This window comes from Pseudomonas sp. RC4D1, from assembly GCF_018390395.1.
GTDB classification, from domain to species: Bacteria; Pseudomonadota; Gammaproteobacteria; order Pseudomonadales; family Pseudomonadaceae; genus Aquipseudomonas; species Aquipseudomonas danubii.
Window position 1 is genome coordinate 3,267,128 of the sequence record NZ_JAHBAW010000001.1, and the last position, 16,462, is coordinate 3,283,589.

15 protein-coding genes are annotated in these 16,462 nt (G+C 60.5%); 8 read left to right on the forward strand and 7 right to left on the reverse strand.

The window, feature by feature from the left end; translation table 11 throughout:
- Positions 1 to 307: 307 nt before the first annotated feature.
- From KHO49_RS15170 to argE, 4 genes are all read right to left on the reverse strand, one after another.
- Complete coding sequence (locus tag KHO49_RS15170) at positions 308 to 946, reverse strand: peroxiredoxin (protein ID WP_102862156.1); 639 nt, start codon at positions 944 to 946, stop codon at positions 308 to 310.
- A gap of 274 nt (positions 947 to 1,220) precedes the next feature.
- Positions 1,221 to 2,588, reverse strand: a complete 1,368-nt coding sequence (locus KHO49_RS15175) for an OprD family porin (protein WP_213665221.1) — start codon at positions 2,586 to 2,588, stop codon at positions 1,221 to 1,223.
- A 499-nt stretch (positions 2,589 to 3,087) separates the two neighbouring features.
- The gene (gene argA, locus KHO49_RS15180; protein WP_102862158.1) at positions 3,088 to 4,386 is read right to left on the reverse strand and encodes an amino-acid N-acetyltransferase; all 1,299 of its coding nucleotides are present in this window, start codon (positions 4,384 to 4,386) and stop codon (positions 3,088 to 3,090) included.
- A 136-nt stretch (positions 4,387 to 4,522) separates the two neighbouring features.
- Positions 4,523 to 5,680, reverse strand: a complete 1,158-nt coding sequence (argE, locus tag KHO49_RS15185; protein ID WP_102881220.1) for an acetylornithine deacetylase — start codon at positions 5,678 to 5,680, stop codon at positions 4,523 to 4,525.
- A 159-nt stretch (positions 5,681 to 5,839) separates the two neighbouring features.
- Here argE and KHO49_RS15190 point away from each other — a divergent pair, with 159 nt between their 5' ends.
- On the forward strand, positions 5,840 to 7,207 hold the full coding sequence (locus KHO49_RS15190; protein WP_102862160.1) for a CYTH domain-containing protein: 1,368 nt from the start codon (positions 5,840 to 5,842) through the stop codon (positions 7,205 to 7,207).
- Positions 7,208 to 7,216: 9 nt separating this feature from the next.
- Here the strand turns inward: KHO49_RS15190 and KHO49_RS15195 are convergent, their stop codons facing one another.
- Positions 7,217 to 7,687 (reverse strand): Lrp/AsnC family transcriptional regulator, encoded by a 471-nt coding sequence (locus KHO49_RS15195; protein WP_065902318.1) that lies wholly within the window; start codon positions 7,685 to 7,687, stop codon positions 7,217 to 7,219.
- Positions 7,688 to 7,811: 124 nt separating this feature from the next.
- Here KHO49_RS15195 and KHO49_RS15200 point away from each other — a divergent pair, with 124 nt between their 5' ends.
- From KHO49_RS15200 to KHO49_RS15225, 6 genes are all read left to right on the forward strand, one after another.
- Entirely contained in the window at positions 7,812 to 8,141 is a 330-nt protein-coding gene (locus KHO49_RS15200) for an ACT-like domain-containing protein (protein WP_102881221.1), read from the forward strand.
- Positions 8,142 to 8,252: 111 nt separating this feature from the next.
- Complete coding sequence (tfpB, locus tag KHO49_RS15205; protein WP_213665222.1) at positions 8,253 to 10,031, forward strand: type IV pilus assembly ATPase TfpB; 1,779 nt, start codon at positions 8,253 to 8,255, stop codon at positions 10,029 to 10,031.
- A gap of 80 nt (positions 10,032 to 10,111) precedes the next feature.
- Positions 10,112 to 11,719 carry a methyl-accepting chemotaxis protein gene (locus tag KHO49_RS15210; protein WP_123389995.1) on the forward strand — a complete coding sequence of 536 codons (1,608 nt, stop codon included), beginning with the start codon at positions 10,112 to 10,114 and terminating at the stop codon, positions 11,717 to 11,719.
- Between the two features lie 138 nt (positions 11,720 to 11,857).
- Entirely contained in the window at positions 11,858 to 12,778 is a 921-nt protein-coding gene (locus KHO49_RS15215; RefSeq protein ID WP_102862164.1) for an SPFH domain-containing protein, read from the forward strand.
- A 10-nt stretch (positions 12,779 to 12,788) separates the two neighbouring features.
- On the forward strand, positions 12,789 to 13,238 hold the full coding sequence (locus KHO49_RS15220; RefSeq protein WP_110652466.1) for an NfeD family protein: 450 nt from the start codon (positions 12,789 to 12,791) through the stop codon (positions 13,236 to 13,238).
- Between the two features lie 71 nt (positions 13,239 to 13,309).
- The gene (locus KHO49_RS15225) at positions 13,310 to 13,627 is read left to right on the forward strand and encodes a DUF2388 domain-containing protein (protein WP_016966055.1); all 318 of its coding nucleotides are present in this window, start codon (positions 13,310 to 13,312) and stop codon (positions 13,625 to 13,627) included.
- Positions 13,628 to 13,699: 72 nt separating this feature from the next.
- Here the strand turns inward: KHO49_RS15225 and KHO49_RS15230 are convergent, their stop codons facing one another.
- Positions 13,700 to 14,374, reverse strand: coding sequence for a TetR/AcrR family transcriptional regulator (locus tag KHO49_RS15230; protein WP_102862167.1), 675 nt, complete (start codon positions 14,372 to 14,374; stop codon positions 13,700 to 13,702).
- 142 nt (positions 14,375 to 14,516) lie between these two features.
- Here KHO49_RS15230 and phlG point away from each other — a divergent pair, with 142 nt between their 5' ends.
- Positions 14,517 to 15,401, forward strand: a complete 885-nt coding sequence (gene phlG / locus KHO49_RS15235) for a 2,4-diacetylphloroglucinol hydrolase (RefSeq protein ID WP_102862168.1) — start codon at positions 14,517 to 14,519, stop codon at positions 15,399 to 15,401.
- Between the two features lie 52 nt (positions 15,402 to 15,453).
- On the opposite strand, the gene KHO49_RS15240 is transcribed toward phlG, so the two are convergent.
- On the reverse strand, positions 15,454 to 16,056 hold the full coding sequence (locus tag KHO49_RS15240) for a TetR/AcrR family transcriptional regulator (protein WP_102881225.1): 603 nt from the start codon (positions 16,054 to 16,056) through the stop codon (positions 15,454 to 15,456).
- Between the last annotated feature and the right edge of the window lie 406 nt (positions 16,057 to 16,462).

Sequence of the window (16,462 nt, forward strand, 5' to 3'; positions counted from 1 at the left end):
GGATTCCTTGAACAAGATAAAGCGATTCGCGGGATGCGATCTCGCCGGACTGAACAGACCTTAACAGCCAATTTATATATCCATAAATCTTATTTATTCATTTGTTTATTCCTTAAATGAATATAAGGAGCGATGATTTCCAGGCAAAAAAATAGGCCGTCGAAACGGCCTTAAAACCCCTGCTTTGTGGTTCTGTTACCTCAGCGTTCTGCGTAGGAACGGGCTTGCCCGCGAAAGGGTCCGCAAGACTTGCACCGGCCTGACCACCGCCTTCGCTGGCAAGCCGGCTCCTACAGCGGTGAGTGGGTCAGCGATTGGGCTGCGGCGTCAGGCGCAGGTAAGGCTTCACTGCGCGATAACCTCTGGGAAAGCGGCGTTTGATCTCTTCCTCGTCCTTGAGCGAGGGCACTATCACCACCTCGTCACCGTCCTGCCAGTTGGCCGGAGTGGCCACTTTGTAGTTGTCGGTGAGTTGCAACGAGTCAATCACCCGGAGAATTTCGTGGAAGTTGCGCCCAGTGCTGGCGGGATAGGTGATGGTCAGGCGAATCTTCTTGTTCGGGTCGATGACGAACAGCGAACGCACGGTCAGCGTGTCGCTGGCATTGGGATGAATCAGGTCATAGAGGTCCGACACTTTGCGATCGGCGTCCGCCAGGATCGGAAAATTGACGATGGTGTGCTGGGTTTCGTTGATGTCTTCGATCCAGCGGTGATGGGAATCCACCGGGTCCACCGACAGGGCAATGGCTTTGACTCCGCGCTGAGCGAACTCGTCCTTGAGCTTGGCGGTGAAACCCAGCTCGGTGGTGCACACCGGCGTGAAGTCTGCGGGGTGGGAAAACAGCACGCCCCAGCTATCGCCCAGCCACTCGTGGAAACGAATCTTGCCGGCACTGGAATCCTGTTCGAAGTCGGGGGCGATGTCGCCTAGTCTGAGGCTCATGGGGTGCTGCTCCTGTGAGTGCGTGATGGAGCTACTCTGCCTGCACCGGAGCTTATTTAAAAAGAATAAATATAGATTTATTCATAACCAAATTGAATATTAAAAATCTCTTCACTGGACGCGCGCGCAGGCGAAGACCACCCTTCTCAACAAGGTTCGAGAAGGCCTTGAGTAGCTGTACAAAGAGGGGGATTCAGGAAGGGCTCACGGGGGTGGGCCTGACTTGAAGCAATACCTCGCCCGGCATTGCGCCGGGCGAGGCTTTATCGCGCTATTACAACAGCGGGATCGAGTAGCTGACGATCAGACGGTTTTCGTCCTGATCGCGCTGGCCCGGGATGTCGTTACGCCACATGGCGTTCTTCCAGGTCAGGCCGAGGTTTTTCAACGGACCTTCCGGAATCACATAGGCAACGGTCAGGTCGCGTTCCCACTCGGAGCGACCAGTGGCTGCGGTCGCTTTGGTATCTGCACCGATTTTGCCAGCGGTATCGATGTTGTCGCCACGCAGGTAAACCACACCTGCGGTCAGACCTGGCAGACCCACTTTGGCGAAATCGTAGGAGTAGCGAGCTTGCCAGGTGCGTTCGCCGGCACGGGCGAATTTCTGGATCTGCATGTCGGTGGTCAGGTAAGCCGACGAGCCGTCACCCTGGTTCAGCCAAGGGAAATCGCTGTCACCGTTGCTGACCTGATAGCCACCGCCGAAGGTGTGGCCGGAAACCGAGTACAGGAACAAGCCACTGAGCAGACGGTTATCAACCTTGCCCTTGGTGATGCCAGTGCCGTAGTCACCGGTGGTGTAGTAAGCCGAGTCGTGGCCATTGGCACCGTCGTTACGGCTGTTGAAGTAGCGCAGGTCAGATTTCAATACGCCCGGGCCGATAGCCCAGTTGTGCAGCAGGCCCACGAAGTGCTGTTTGTAGAAGTCTTGCAGGTTGCCGTAGTAGTACTGAGCCGTCAGGTCTTTGGTGATTTTGTAGTCACCGCCACCGTAGATGAACTTGTTACTGTCACGGAAAGTTGCACCGCGGCTGTTGGCGCCAGCAATGGACAACTCTTCGTTGTTGCTGGAGTTACGACCTTTGGCGTGCTCGATCTGGCCACCGACCAGAGTCAAATCCTTGATCTCGTTGGTAGTGATCTGGCCGCCCTGGAAGGTTTGCGGCAGCATGCGACCATCGTTGGTCACGATAACCGGCAGTTTTGGCTGCAGGGTGCCCAGCTTCAGTTCGGTCTGCGAGACCTTGGCTTTGGCGGTCAGACCCAGGCTGGAGTAGTTATCAACGGCTTCGCCATTGGACTTGCTTGGGAATACGGTGCCGCCGTAAGAGGAAGCAGTAGCGCCGTTGGTGCCGCCGCCCGAGTCCAGCTTGATGCCCAACAGGCCGATCGCGTCGAGACCGAAACCTACGGTGCCTTCGGTGTAACCGGAAGTGAAGTTGAGCTGAAAGCCTTGCCCCCACTCTTCCTGCTTGCTTTGAGCCTTCGCCGCTTTGGTGTTGCTATCACGGTTATCGGTATTGATGTAGAAGTTGCGCAGCCCCAAGGTAGCCTTGCTGTCTTCGATGAAACCGGCGGCGCCTGCCTGCTGCGCCAAAACCCCTACGGCCACAGCCAGGGCCAAGGTGGACTTGTTCATGTTTCGCTCCTCTCGTTTCTAATTCTTGTGGTTCCTGGCCCCAGATCGAACGCCCGGGTGCCACAGATGCGCGATTAGCGCCAGACCGTGACCGACAAGTCAATCGTAACTATCTATGTCTACGACCATGGTCTAATCGCAGTGATTTGGTCCATGCAGGGTAATGAATTACTCATAAACCCAAAAAGAATTGTTTAGTCCTTTTTCATACTTTTCAGGAATAACGCTAGCCACTGTAAAGCCGAGAGTCCCGGCCTAGGCACTCGCAAGCTTATTTCTGAAAATTGTTCCCCGATTCAGCCCTTCAAGGTCCCCCCGCGCCAGAGGCGTAAAACGTCATGGAGGATCAAAAAAGCGACGCATCATGGCTAAGAGCCTATCCTCCCGTCAATTTGTTACAGTTTTTGTGTCGAAATGAAATTTTTCTGACATGTGCAGAAAACGACAACGCCTCGATCCTGGGGTCGAGGCGTTGTGTATTGCAGAACGAAAAATAGACTCAGAGGGCCTTTTCGAAGATCTTCGAATTGCGCTGGTAGTTGTACAGCGAGGCCCTGGCCGACGGCAGACGTTCGACGCTGCTGGGCACAAAACCCCGCTCGCGAAACCAGTGGGCGGTGCGGGTAGTGAGGACGAACAAGGTCTTCAGCCCTTGAGCCCGGGCCCGGGTTTCAATCCTTTCCAACAGTTCATCACCGCGCTTGCCATGACGATACTCCGGGTTCACCGCAAGGCAGGCCAGCTCGCCGGCGTCGGAGTCGGCAATCTGGTACAAGGCAGCGCAGGCAATGATCATGCCCTCGCGCTCGACCACGCTGAACTGTTCGATCTCACGCTCCAACACCTCCCGGGAGCGCCGTACCAGGATGCCCTGTTCTTCCAGTGGGCTGATCAGATCCAACAAACCACCGACATCTTCAATCGCCGCCTCGCGCACCCGCTCGAATTGCTCCTGGGCCACCAGGGTGCCGCCGCCATCACGGGTAAAGAGTTCCGTCAGCAGGGCACCATCTTCGGCATAACTGACGATGTGGCTACGTCCCACACCCCCACGACAGGCCTCGGCAGCGGCATCCAGCAGTTCGGCCTGGTAATTGCTGCCCAGGCGCTGCAAGTGCGCCGGAACCTGTTGCGGGCGCAACTCGCGCACCAGCTTGCCGTTTTCATCCAGCAGCCCCGGGTCGGCACCGAACAGCAGCAGCTTGTCGGCCCCCAGATCGATGGCGGCGCGAGTGGCCACGTCCTCGCAAGCCAGGTTGAAGGTCTCGCCAGTGGGCGAATACCCCAAAGGCGACAGCAGCACAATGGAGCGCTCGTCCAGCAGGCGATTGATGCCCTTGCGATCGACCCGACGCACTTCACCGGTGTGGTGGTAGTCGACACCTTCCAGCACGCCGATCGGACGGGCCGTCACCAGGTTGCCGCTGGCGACCCGCAACCGCGAGCCCTGCATGGGCGAGGAGGCCATGTCCATGGACAGACGCGCCTCGATGGCAATGCGCAACTGGCCCACGGCGTCGATCACGCACTCCAGGGTCGCCGCGTCGGTAATCCGCAGGCCGTGATGATAATGGGGCGCCAGACCGCGAGCCGCCAGACGGGCTTCGATCTGTGGCCGTGAACCGTGCACCAGCACCAGGCGAACCCCCAGGCTGTGGAGCAGCACCAGGTCGTGGACGATATTGCCGAAGTTGGGGTGTTCAACGCCGTCGCCCGGGAGCATGACCACGAAGGTACAGTCACGGTGAGCGTTGATATAGGGAGACGCGTGGCGGAGCCAATTGACGTATTCGGGCATGAACCTGAGCCTGTAAATAAAAAGCAGCCTATAAAAGGACGAAACGGAAAACGCACAGCGGGCTGATGGTTATCGTCGGAACAGGCTTGGCAACACGCTTACTCTCCTCATGGGTACGGATCAGGACGCCGGTAATTTACTGAAATTGGGCCGGCGTCAGGCAGTAATGTTCAATCAACTCTCGTAGCAACTGCACAGTAGGCTGCAAGCGTGACATTTCGAGGTACTCCCCGGGCTGGTGGGCGCAGGCAATATCGCCCGGGCCCAGCACCAGCGTCTCGCAGCCAAGGCGCTGAAGATAAGGCGCTTCAGTGCCAAACGCTACTGCTTCGGCACGATGCCCGGTAAGCCGCTCCGCCACCCGCACCAGCTCAGCGTCCTCGGGCTGCTCGAACGGCGGCACCGCAGGGAACAGCGGCGCATAGTCGATCTGCACTTCATGCCGCTCGGCAATGGGTTGAAGTTTCTGCCGGATCGCCTCGCGCAGCACTTGCGGGTCCATGCCCGGCAAGGGACGCAGGTCGAACTCCAGGGAGCACTGGCCGCAGATGCGGTTGGGGTTGTCGCCACCGTGGATGCAACCGAAGTTCAAGGTCGGTTGCGGCACGCTGAACTGTGGATTGCGGTACTCGCGCTGCCACAGCAGCCGCAACCCCCGCAGCTCGCCGATGGCGTCGTGCATGGCCTCCAGAGCGCTACGCCCCAGGCGCGGGTCAGAGGAATGGCCGCTGCGCCCGAGGATATCAATGCGCTCCATCATCACCCCCTTGTGCAGGCGGATCGGCTTGAGGCCCGTGGGCTCGCCGATCACCGCCGCGCGCCCCAGGGGCCGCCCGGCTTCCGCCAGGGCCCGGGCACCGGCCATGGAGCTTTCTTCATCACAGGTCGCGAGGATCAGCAGCGGCTGCTTGAATGGCTGCTCCAGCAACGGTCGCACCGCTTCGATGATCAAGGCGAAAAAGCCCTTCATGTCACAACTGCCCAGACCGACCCAGCGGCCGTCGACCTCGGTCAACTTCAGCGGATCGGTCTGCCATAAAGCGGCATCGAACGGCACCGTATCACTGTGCCCAGCCAGTACCAGGCCACCGGGACCGCTGCCGAAGCTGGCCAGCAGATTGAACTTGCCGGGGCTGACCTGCTGGATATCGCAGGCAAAACCGAGGTCGCCAAGCCAACTGGCCAACAAGTCGATGACCGGACGGTTGGACTGGTCCAGCGCCGCTTGAGTGCAGCTCACCGACGGCGCGGCGATCAGTGCAGCGAACTGATCTTTCATGGACGGCAATGGCATGAACTGGCTCCGCAGATCCCAAGATAAGGACCATCATAGAGGCATCTCGTGAGAGGAAGGAACCGTCGTGGCGCCTCCGGGCGCCTGGTCCTGTACACTGCACGGCCTTGGCAGCCAACTCTTCCCCCGGCTGCACTCCCGATCCTGGATTTTCCGGCCATGCAGAAAGAAACCGAAATCAAACTCCGCGTCAGCCGCGAAACCCTCGCCGCCCTGCGCGAGCACCCGCTACTGAAAAAACGCAACAAAAGTGGCTGGGAACGCCGTGAGCTGATGAACCAGTACTTCGACACCCCAGAGCGCGATCTGGCCCGGGCCAAAGTCGCCCTGCGCCTGCGTCGTGACGGTGACGCAGTGATCCAGACCCTCAAGACCAGCGGCCAGAGCGTTGCTGGCCTGTCCGAGCGCAACGAGTACGACTGGTCGTTGGCCAAAGCCAAGCTCGACGTGAAAAAACTCGACGGCGAATGCTGGCCCGAAGCCCTGGCCGAGCTGGACAAAAAGACCCTCAAGCCGCTGTTCACCACCGACTTTGTCCGTGAGCGTGCGGAAATCGCCTGGGGCCGTGGCAAGGCCAAAGTGGTGATCGAGGCGGCCCTGGACCTGGGCCAAGTGATCGCCGGCAAGCACAAGGAAGAAATCTGCGAGCTGGAGCTGGAACTGCGTGAAGGCGAGCCCGCTGCTCTGCTGGAACTGGCGGCGGAGCTGGCCCTCACCCTGCCCCTGATGCCCTGCGACATCAGCAAGGCCGAGCGTGGCTATCGCCTGTTCGATGCCGGTAGCTACTCCTTGAGCCTGCCGGCGCCACAGCTGAGCGCCGAAACCCCGCTGGACGATGCCTTCGCCGCCCTGGCCTGGCACCTGCTGGGCAGCAGCCAGCGCCTGGCCGAACAGTATCGCTTCAACGGTCACTGGCGCCTGCTGCAGGACTGGGTGGATAACCTCGCCGAGCTGCGCGCTCTGGCCAGCAGCCTGGGCCAGGCTGCGCCACGCCAATCCACCGCTGAGCTGCGTAGCGCCCTGGATGCCCTGCTGGAAGACTGGCGTCCGCTGGTACAAGCCGGCCTCGACGATGAAGACGTGCGCAAAGCCGCGCCGGAGCAGTTCATCGAGGAACTGCAGGACGTACGCTGGGGCCTGTTCTCCCTGAACACCTCGCGCTGGCTGCTGGCCCGAGCCTGGACCGCCGAGCGCAACACCCGTGGCAACCGCCAGGGTGCAGCGCAACTGGGCAGCTGGCTGCCACGCCTGCTGGCCGAGGAAGCGACCTCCCTGCAACTGCCGCGCTACCAGCAGCAGCCGGAAGATCTGGCCGAGCAGTTGCCGCGGATCGAACGTATCCAGGCCTGGCTGCACCACGCCCGCGCCGCACTGGACATTCCGGAACTGGACCGCCTCTACGGTGAACTGAACAAGCTGGCACAACTGGCCAACGAGCCCATTACCGACGAAGCCCTCGATGCCCGCAAGCAACAGGCCATCGCGGTGTTCCAGAACCGCGCCTGGAAAACCCTGCTGCGCATGTAAGCCGCCCCCTCAGCGCAGTACCGGCAGGCTGGTGGTGGACTTGATCTCCGACAGGGCAACGATCGAGTTCACCTCCTGAATGCCGGGCACCATGGACAGTTTCTCGAAGAAAAACCGCTCATAGGCTTCGATGTCCGCGGTCACGATGCGCAGCAGGAAATCCACCGCCCCCATCAGCACATAGCACTCCAGCACCTCCGGAAAACCGCGAATCGCCTCGGTGAACTCGGTGAAGTTGGAGCGTCCGTGGGCGTTGAGCTTGATCTCGGCAAAGATCTGCGTGTTAAGGCCGATCTTCTTGCGATCAAGCAAGGTCACCTGGCCACGGATCACCCCCTCTTCCTTCAAGCGTTGAATCCGCCGCCAGCACGGTGACTGGGACAAGCCCACCTGTTCGGCAATCTGCGCACTGGAAAGTGACGCGTCCTCTTGCAGCAACGCGAGTATCCGGCGGTCGTAGGCGTCCAGCTCGCTATGCATAATAAATTCCCTTATCTATAAAACCTTGAATCAAACAATTCTACTTTCATGAATTCCGCTCAATCTTAGATAAGAAATACCCGAAACCGAATGTAAAAATTTCTCCACTGATCTGGAGACTGCCATGCCCCATCTCGAACCCGCCCCTGGCCAATCATCCCGCGCCGATGTCTGGAACCAGAACAATGTCCACTGTCGCGTGCACTATCAGATGACGGCCGAGGCCGAAGCCGATGTCCTGTGTCGGGTGCTCAACCACTTCGCCCTGCAATTTCTGGTGCCCCAGCGGGTCACGGTGATCCAGCAAGACGCCACGCTGCACATCGACGTGGAACTCGACGGCCTGAGTTGGCACCGGGCTCGGGTGATCGGCGACAAGTTGCGCAACCTGATCAGCGTCTGCTCGGTAGAACTGGAACGGGCAGAGCCGGCGCAACTGCAGGCCGCTGGCTGAGGCCGGAAAAACCCTGCAACCCTTGGCAGGCGGCGGCCCAGACTGGCGGGGCTATTCTTGGCCATTTGTGGTCAGAGACCCGCGTCTGGACAACAGCCCCAAGGAGCCCCCATGGCTGCCGCACACATTGCCCAGGATCACTGGCTGGACCTCAGTGAGCTGCTGCGTGAACTGCTGGCCCAGGGCCGCATCAGCCAGGATGCCGCCGAACAGGCCCTCAGCGCCCGCCATCACGGCACCAGCAACCCCTTGCATCCCCTGGAACTGATCGCCAGTCAGCATCTGCCGGACTTGCAGCGTCCCGGCCAGCATCTGGACCTGGACAGCCTCACTGCCTGGCTGGCCCGGCGCGCCGGCCAGCCCTACCTGCGCATCGACCCGTTGCAGATCGACGTCGCCAGCATCACACCGCTGATGTCCTGCGCCTTCGCCCAGCGGCACAAGATCCTCGCCGTGGCGGTGGATGCCCAAAGCGTCACCGTGGCCAGCGCCCAGCCCTATGTCAGCGCCTGGGAGGCCGATCTGGCCCATGTCCTCAAGCGCTCGATCCACCGGGTGGTGGCCAGCCCGGTGGATATCCAGCGCCTGACCCTGGAGTTCTATCGCCTGGCCAAATCGGTCAGCGGGGCCAGCAGCGAGCAAAGGACAAGCGGCCCGGGCAACCTCGAGCAACTGCTCAAGCTCGGGGCCAGCGACCAGGAGCCGGATGCCGACGACGCCCACATCATCAACATCGTCGACTGGCTGTTTCAGTACGCCTTCCAGCAACGGGCCAGCGATATCCATATCGAGCCCCGCCGCGAGCACGGCACCCTGCGCTTTCGCATCGACGGGGTGCTGCACGGCGTCTACCAGTTCCCGCCCCAGGTGACCCTGGCCATCGTCAGCCGCCTCAAGAGCCTGGGACGGATGAACGTCGCGGAAAAACGCAAACCCCAGGATGGCCGGGTCAAGACCCGTACTCCCGAAGGCAGCGAGATCGAGTTGCGGCTCTCGACCCTGCCCACGGTCTTTGGCGAAAAGTTGGTGATGCGCATCTTCGACCCGCAGGTGCTGCTCAAGGATTTCGATCAGCTGGGCTTCGGCGCCGACGACCTGAACCGTTGGCAAGCCATGACCGCGCAGGCCCACGGCATCATCCTGGTGACCGGCCCCACAGGCTCGGGCAAGACCAGCACCCTCTACACCACCTTGAAAAAGCTCGCGAGCCCCGAGATCAACCTGTGCACCATCGAAGACCCGATCGAGATGATCGAGCCGGCGTTCAACCAGATGCAGGTGCAGCACAATATCGACCTGAGCTTTTCCAGCGGCGTGCGTGCGTTGATGCGCCAGGACCCGGACATCATCATGATCGGCGAGATCCGCGACCTGGAGACCGCCGAAATGGCTATCCAGGCTGCACTCACCGGGCACCTGGTGCTCTCCACCCTGCACACCAACGATGCCCCCGGAGCCATCAGCCGCCTACTGGAACTGGGAGTGCCTCACTATCTGATCAAGGCCACCCTGATCGGCGTCATGGCCCAACGCTTGCTGCGTACCCTGTGCCCCCACTGCAAGGCGCCCGCCGCCCTCGCCCCGGATGACTGGCAGAGCCTGACCTCCCCCCGACAATTGCCGCTCCCGCCCCTGAGCAAAAAGGCCGTGGGCTGCGCAGAGTGCCGTGGCACCGGCTATCACGGACGTACCGGCGTCTACGAAATCATGCCCTTGAGTACCCCGCTCAAAGCCCTTGTTCGAGACGACCTCGACCTCGCCGGCCTGCGTCGCCAGGCTTGCGACGACGGCATGCGCAGCCTGCGCCTGGCCGCCGCACAAAAGCTTGCCGATGGCCTGACCAGCCTGGAGGAAGTGCTGCGGGTGACACCTCAAAGCGAAAACCAGTAACCAGGCCCCGCTCGCCCGGAGGCGAACCCCAAGTGCTGGGCTACGCTTTAACCACCGCCAAGACAAGCAGGAAACCAGGCATGAATATTCGTCACAACATGATCGCCTCCGGGGTTCTCAGCCTGCTGGCCATTGCCCTGGTAGCCGGCATCGGCCTCTGGGGACAGTCACGCCTGGCCAAGGCCCTGCATGACAATGAAGTCAATGCCAGTGCCCTGCGCAATCACCTGGAAGCCGACATGATGCACGACGCCCTGCGGGCCGATGTGCTGGAGGCTCTGAGCAGCGAACCCGGCGACAGCGCGGCCGCAGAGGAGGTGCGCAACAGTCTGCGCGAACACGGCGATTGGTTCCGCAAGGCCCTGGCGGAAAACGCCCGGCTGCCCCTGGCGCCGGATATCCGCGATGCCATCAGCGAGTTGCAGCCGGTCCTGGAAAGCTACATTCATGCGGCCGAAAGCATCGCCGAACAGGCCCTCAAGGACCCCCAGGCCGCGCGCCTGCAAATGCCGGAGTTTTCTCAGCGTTTCAGTGAAGTGGAGGCCCGCAACTCGGCACTGAGCAGCAAGATCGAAGCCGCTACCGCACAGACCAGCGCAGACAGTGAAACCGCCGTACGCCAAGCCGCCTGGTGGCTGATCGGCGGCAGTCTGATTGCCGCCCTGGCCCTGTGCCTGTTGACCCGCCAGTTGCTCATCCGGGTCCTCAAGCCCCTGGAAAAATCCGTCGCCACCGCCCGGGCCATCGCCCAGGGCAACCTGACCATGCCCATCAGTGTCGACAGCCGGGACGAAGCCGGCCAGTTGCAACAGGCCCTTGGCGAAATGCAGGACAACCTGCGGCAGATGATCACCACCATCCGCCATGAGAGCGAGGAGTTGCGGGGGCGTTCCCACAGCCTCAGCGACACTTCGCTGGGCATCGCCGACGGCGCCACCGAGCAGGCCGACGGCGCCACCGACATGGCAGCAGCCATGGAGCAGATGATCAGCAACATTGCCCAGGTCGCCGAGCACGCCCGCAACGCCCAGGGCATTGCCGCCCAGTCCGAGTCCCTGGCCGGCAGCGGCGGCCAGGTGATCCTCGGGGTCGTGGACGGCATGAGCCACATCGCCGAGGCGGTGAACCAGTCGTCCCAGAGCATCACCGCCCTGGGCCAGTCCTCGGAGGAGATCCATTCGATCATCCAGGTGATCAATGGCATCGCCGAGCAGACCAACCTGCTGGCCCTGAATGCCGCCATCGAAGCGGCCCGGGCCGGCGAGGCCGGACGCGGATTCGCCGTGGTCGCCGACGAGGTGCGCAACCTGGCGGCGCGCACCGCGCAATCCACCCGGGAGATCACCGGCATGATCGAGCGCATCCGTGAAACCACCGAGCAAGCAGTGAGCAGCATGCAAACCGGGGTCAGCCGGGTCAGCGACGGGGTGCACATGGCCCAGCAAGCGGGGACTTCGATCAACGAGATTCGCCAGGGTGCCCAACGTTCGGCGCTGATGGTGGAAGAGATTTCCCACACCATCGGCGAGCAGTCCAAGGCCAGCAGCGAAGTGGCGCAACGGGTGGAGATGATCAGTCAGGTAGCCCGGCGCAACAGCCAGGCCATGCGTGAGCTGACCCAAACGGTGGAGCAGATGGAAAACTCTGTGGCGACCCTGCAAACCTCGGTCACCCGCTTCCAGCTTTGAACCTTGCGGCGTGCCCGAATCGCGCCGGTGATGTGTGTCCTGATGATGCAAGGACCAAGGTATACCGGCGCCGGGCCGGGCACCGCCGTACACTCGTGCTCCTCGAGCCCTTGAGCAATGACTGAACAGGTGAATGTTATGCAGATCGGAAGCGTACTGTTACTTTTTGTCGGCCTTGCGGTGGCCCTGGTGTTCATGGGTTTCAAGGTCGTGCCCCAAGGCTACCAGTGGACAGTGGAGCGCTTTGGTCGCTACACCAACACCCTCAAGCCGGGGCTGAACATCATCATTCCGGTGATGGACCGCATCGGTCGCAAGATCAACGTCATGGAAAGCGTGCTGGACATTCCCCCTCAGGAAGTCATCACCGCCGACAACGCCACAGTGCAGATCGACGCCGTGTGCTTCTTCCAGGTGGTCAACACCGCCCAGGCGGCCTACGAGGTCAACAACCTTGAGCACGCCATCCGCAACCTGCTGCAGACCAATATCCGTACGGTGCTCGGTTCCATGGAACTGGACGCGATGCTTAGCCAACGTGACGGCATCAACGAGAAACTGCTGCGAACCGTTGACGAAGCCACCGCACCCTGGGGGATCAAGATCACCCGTATCGAGATCAAGGACATCAGCCCGCCTGCCGACCTGATGGCGGCCATGTCCGGGCAGATGAAGGCCGAACGGGTCAAGCGCGCCCAGATCCTCGAAGCCGAAGGCCTGCGGGCAGCGGCCATTCTGACCGCCGAAGGCAAGAAGCAGGCGCAGATTCTGGAAGCCGAGGGTGAACGTCAGGCAGCCTTCCTTGAGTCCGAAGCCAGGGAGCGCCAGGCCGAAGCCGAGGCCCGGGCGACCCAGGTGGTATCCGAGGCGATCGCCAGCGGCAACGTCCAGGCGATCAACTACTTCGTCGCGCAAAAGTACATCGATGCCCTGGGCAAACTGGCGTCGGCCAACAACAGCAAGGTGATCCTGATGCCACTGGAGGCCAGCCAGGTGATAGGCGCCGTGGGCGGCATTGGCGAAATCGTCAAGGCCACGTTCGACGGCAAGAAGGTCTGAGGCCCGATCCATGTTGGCATTCCTGTACGCCCTATCGTTCTGGGACTGGCTGGCCCTGGGTACCGTATTGCTGATTCTCGAAGTGTTCGGTGCCGGCGGCTACCTGCTGTGGATCGGCCTGGCGGCTGCCGCGGTAGGAGTCCTGACCTTTCTGATTCCCGGCCTGACCTGGGAGGTGCAGTTCCTCCTGTTCGGCCTGCTATCGGTGCTGACCGCCCTGTACTGGTGGCGTCGCCAACGCAGTGTGGTGCGCCCCAGCGACCAGCCAAACCTGAACCTGCGCGGGCAGGAGCTGGTCGGCAAGACCTTCGTGGTGCATCAGGCGATCGTTGACGGCCGTGGCCGGATCAAGGTCGCCGATGGGGTGTGGATCGCCAAGGGCGCCGACGCGCCTGTGGGCGCCCGGGTGCGCGTGATTGGCCAGGAAGGCGCCATTCTGCTGGTCGAAAACCTTGACTGATGGGTCACGGAACTCCGCTGGGGTATCTAGAATCAAACGGTGCAGATAACCCCCAGTTGGAGTCACCCATCATGCGTCTGAAAATAGCTGTCGCCACCCTTGCCCTGCTTTCTCTTCCCGTTGGTTCGGCAATGGCCGACACCTTCTGGCGTAACGTCATTTCCTCCGGCGCCACCACCGGCTCCACTTACCTGACCTTCAAGGATCACAAGCTGATCGTCGCCGCCCAGGACGACGCCGGCAGCTTCGTCGCCAGCGAAGGCAGCATTCGCGGCCCGTACCTGGAAGCCGCCATGCAGAAAGTCCGCGCCGACAATCCCGGCCTCAAGGCCACTGACATGGAACTGGCCAACGCGATCCTGGCGAAGAACGCCGTCGCACAGGAGTAAGGATCGTCCCAGGGATGGCTGACAGAAAACGCCGACCTCAGGGTCGGCGTTTTTTTTCGCCCGAATGACACGCTAGGCTCTGCCAGAAGCCCGGGCCACCGCCGCCAGGCCAGCCAGGGCATAGCTCATCATGTGTTCGATCAGGGCCGGCGGGTCCAGCTCCAGGCCGGGCAGTACATTGCGCGCCAGCGGCTGATGGGCGATCAGCAGGAACAGGCAGGGCGCGAACACACTGACGGCACTGCGCAACGTGGCCGGGTCTTCCGGCGACAGGTGCATGATTTGGCCGAGAATGGTGCGCACGATCTTCGCCTTGGGGAACGCCTGCTCCTCCAGGACCGCCGGCAGCACCGACGAGGGCGACAGCAGCTCGCGGGTCAGCACTTTCAGTGCCCAGCCCTCGCGCTGATTGTTCAACCCCTCGATCAGCACAGTGATGATCGCCCGCAGCTTATCTTCGGCACTGTCCTGGCTCTCGCTCAGGCTGATCATGGTCTCGATCCGCACCAGGCGATCGTGGGCTTCGCGCAGCACCGCCCGGTACAGGCCGTCCTTGTTCTCGAAGTGATAGTTGACCGAGGCGTTGTTGGCCTTGGAGTTTTCGCAAATCTGCTTGCTGGTGGTGTTGGCGTACCCCAGCTCGGCAAAGAGCTGGCCAGCCGTTTCCAGGATCTGCTGGCGAGTTGCCTGGCCATCCTGACGCGGCGCACGGGCCGCAGCAGGCGGCGGGGAAGCGGAAACGACCATAGACGCTCTCACTAAGTTAAATTCAAATTTGACTTTTGTTTATGGACTGCTTAGCTACAAAGCGCCAGTTTCTCGTTCAACTCCGCGAGCGGATTGCACGAACGTGGCGGCTACTCGTCAATTCACGCCAAAGGATATCAGCATGGAAGCGCGCATCATGACTCCCTTCACCTACTTCTCACTGCCCATGCAGAAGCTGTTCCTGCGTAACCAGGTGGCCATCCGGAACAAGCCCTACGCCAAGTATTTCCGCTCGGAAATGCGCGTGCCGCTGTCCGCTGTACGCAAGATCCAACAAGGCCCGATGGACCTGAAAGACACCCTGACCCCAAGCGTCGAGGACATCAATCGTCTGCTCGACCCGGACTTCGTCAGTGAGGAGTCCGGCTACGCCCTGCTACCGGGGCCGATGGCTTATGTGCAAAGCCGCAAGTTCTTCCCCGGCTGCACCGCACAGATGTTCAAGTGGTGGTTCATGTGGCACCCGGCGGAATCGGAGCGCTATACCCTGTGGTTCCCCTACGCCCATGTCAGCAACCCTTGCGTGAACCATCAGCGCCTGAGCGACGAATCCTTGAGCTTCGAAGAGCGGCTGTATGGCAACACTTTCTGCGCATCGGAGTATGTCGGCGATCGCCTGATGCACTTGCACATCGATTTTCAGGAACCAGCCAGCCTGGGCCTTGACCCTGATCTGTATCGCGAAGCGAAAATCGATGGCAGCGTCAGTGCCTTGATGAGCCTGGCCGATCACCCAGAGGTACCGGTGTCATTGATGGTGCATCTGTTCAAGGAGGTGCCGGGCGGCATGTACCTGACCAGCCGTTACTGGGTCGGATCGCACCCATCGATGGCCCGCTTTCCCGGAGCTGAAAAAGCATCGGCGCTGCTCAAGGAAAGTGGCTTTGGCGAAGCCGAGCTGGAAACCCTGGCCTATGAATTTGCCGTGCACGATATGTGCGAGTTCAATCATCTGGCCAGCTTCCTGCCGGACCTGTATCGGGAGTTCGGCGCGACTTCAGCCTGAAACAACAGCCATTAAGCCCGCACAACTCAAGGGCTTAATGGCTGGCAATGGATCAACGTGGCGTATCAGGACAAACACCGTTGATCAGCAGAGAAGTGAACTCCTCAATGTCCTGTTCCGCGGTCAACTGCTCGGTCAGCAACCGATACCAGCAAAAACCAAAAATCATATCCAGGAGCAATTCACGGTTGGTGTCCTTGGGGAGCTCGCCATTGCTGATGGCATTTTCCACCAGCTTTTTCGGCAACTCCCTTCTGCGCTCCATGAATTGATCCTTGAGCTGGGTCAATGTTGCTGGATCCAACTGCGCTTCAGCGATGACACAGCGGAAAGCCTCTCCGCATATGGTTTCTCGCCAGACTTTCCAGAGATTGTGTAGCAAAAAGTCGAGATCAGCCTTGAACGAGCCGAGATCAGGAAATTTTCTGACCTGTTCACTCTCGTTTTCATAAACTTCCGCGATCAATGCCGCCTTGTTCGACCACCACCGATAGATCGTTGGCTTGCTGGCACCCGCCCGGCGTGCGACGGACTCGATACTAAGCCCGGAATAACCGCATTCCTTAAGGATTTCGATGGTGGAACTGAGGATGGCTTTATGGGTATGGGGACTTCGCAACGAGCCGATGGAGCTGCGAGATGGGGTACGAGCCACAATAAAAAATCTCCAGGCAGGGCGCTTGACAAACGCAACGCAGGGTATAGGATTCCTCCGAATCGAAATGAAACGGTCCGTTTCGTTTCATTCTTGAAAGAATCATGAACTTCTTGTACCGATCTATCTAGTTTTTAAAGTATCTCATTAGGGTTGAGTAAATCAGGCCCTGCAACTGCGAGTTCCTCGGATTCGAGGCTGCGGCCCGCTTCCCAAAAAGAGACTAGATCGTCTGAAATTATTACTAAACGAAACGTTCCGTATCATAGCATAGAGAGGTTAAGAAAAACAGCTTTCGAGTGGGTTTTCCCCTATTCGGAGTCTGCTGTCCCCCTCCTCTGGGCCGCCGGTTTATGCGGTGTCGCCACGAGACAGGCAGCAAAATTGTTTTCCGTATGTTTCAAGG

Excerpts from the sequence above, each read along its gene's own strand:
- KHO49_RS15170 (WP_102862156.1), bottom strand. The coding sequence starts at position 946 with ATGAGCCTCAGACTAGGCGACATCGCCCCCGACTTCGAACAGGATTCC.
- KHO49_RS15175 (WP_213665221.1), bottom strand. The coding sequence starts at position 2,588 with ATGAACAAGTCCACCTTGGCCCTGGCTGTGGCCGTAGGGGTTTTGGCG.
- argA (WP_102862158.1), bottom strand. The coding sequence starts at position 4,386 with ATGCCCGAATACGTCAATTGGCTCCGCCACGCGTCTCCCTATATCAAC.
- argE (WP_102881220.1), bottom strand. The coding sequence starts at position 5,680 with ATGCCATTGCCGTCCATGAAAGATCAGTTCGCTGCACTGATCGCCGCG.
- KHO49_RS15190 (WP_102862160.1), top strand. The coding sequence starts at position 5,840 with ATGCAGAAAGAAACCGAAATCAAACTCCGCGTCAGCCGCGAAACCCTC.
- KHO49_RS15195 (WP_065902318.1), bottom strand. The coding sequence starts at position 7,687 with ATGCATAGCGAGCTGGACGCCTACGACCGCCGGATACTCGCGTTGCTG.
- KHO49_RS15200 (WP_102881221.1), top strand. The coding sequence starts at position 7,812 with ATGCCCCATCTCGAACCCGCCCCTGGCCAATCATCCCGCGCCGATGTC.
- tfpB (WP_213665222.1), top strand. The coding sequence starts at position 8,253 with ATGGCTGCCGCACACATTGCCCAGGATCACTGGCTGGACCTCAGTGAG.
- KHO49_RS15210 (WP_123389995.1), top strand. The coding sequence starts at position 10,112 with ATGAATATTCGTCACAACATGATCGCCTCCGGGGTTCTCAGCCTGCTG.
- KHO49_RS15215 (WP_102862164.1), top strand. The coding sequence starts at position 11,858 with ATGCAGATCGGAAGCGTACTGTTACTTTTTGTCGGCCTTGCGGTGGCC.
- KHO49_RS15220 (WP_110652466.1), top strand. The coding sequence starts at position 12,789 with ATGTTGGCATTCCTGTACGCCCTATCGTTCTGGGACTGGCTGGCCCTG.
- KHO49_RS15225 (WP_016966055.1), top strand. The coding sequence starts at position 13,310 with ATGCGTCTGAAAATAGCTGTCGCCACCCTTGCCCTGCTTTCTCTTCCC.
- KHO49_RS15230 (WP_102862167.1), bottom strand. The coding sequence starts at position 14,374 with ATGGTCGTTTCCGCTTCCCCGCCGCCTGCTGCGGCCCGTGCGCCGCGT.
- phlG (WP_102862168.1), top strand. The coding sequence starts at position 14,517 with ATGGAAGCGCGCATCATGACTCCCTTCACCTACTTCTCACTGCCCATG.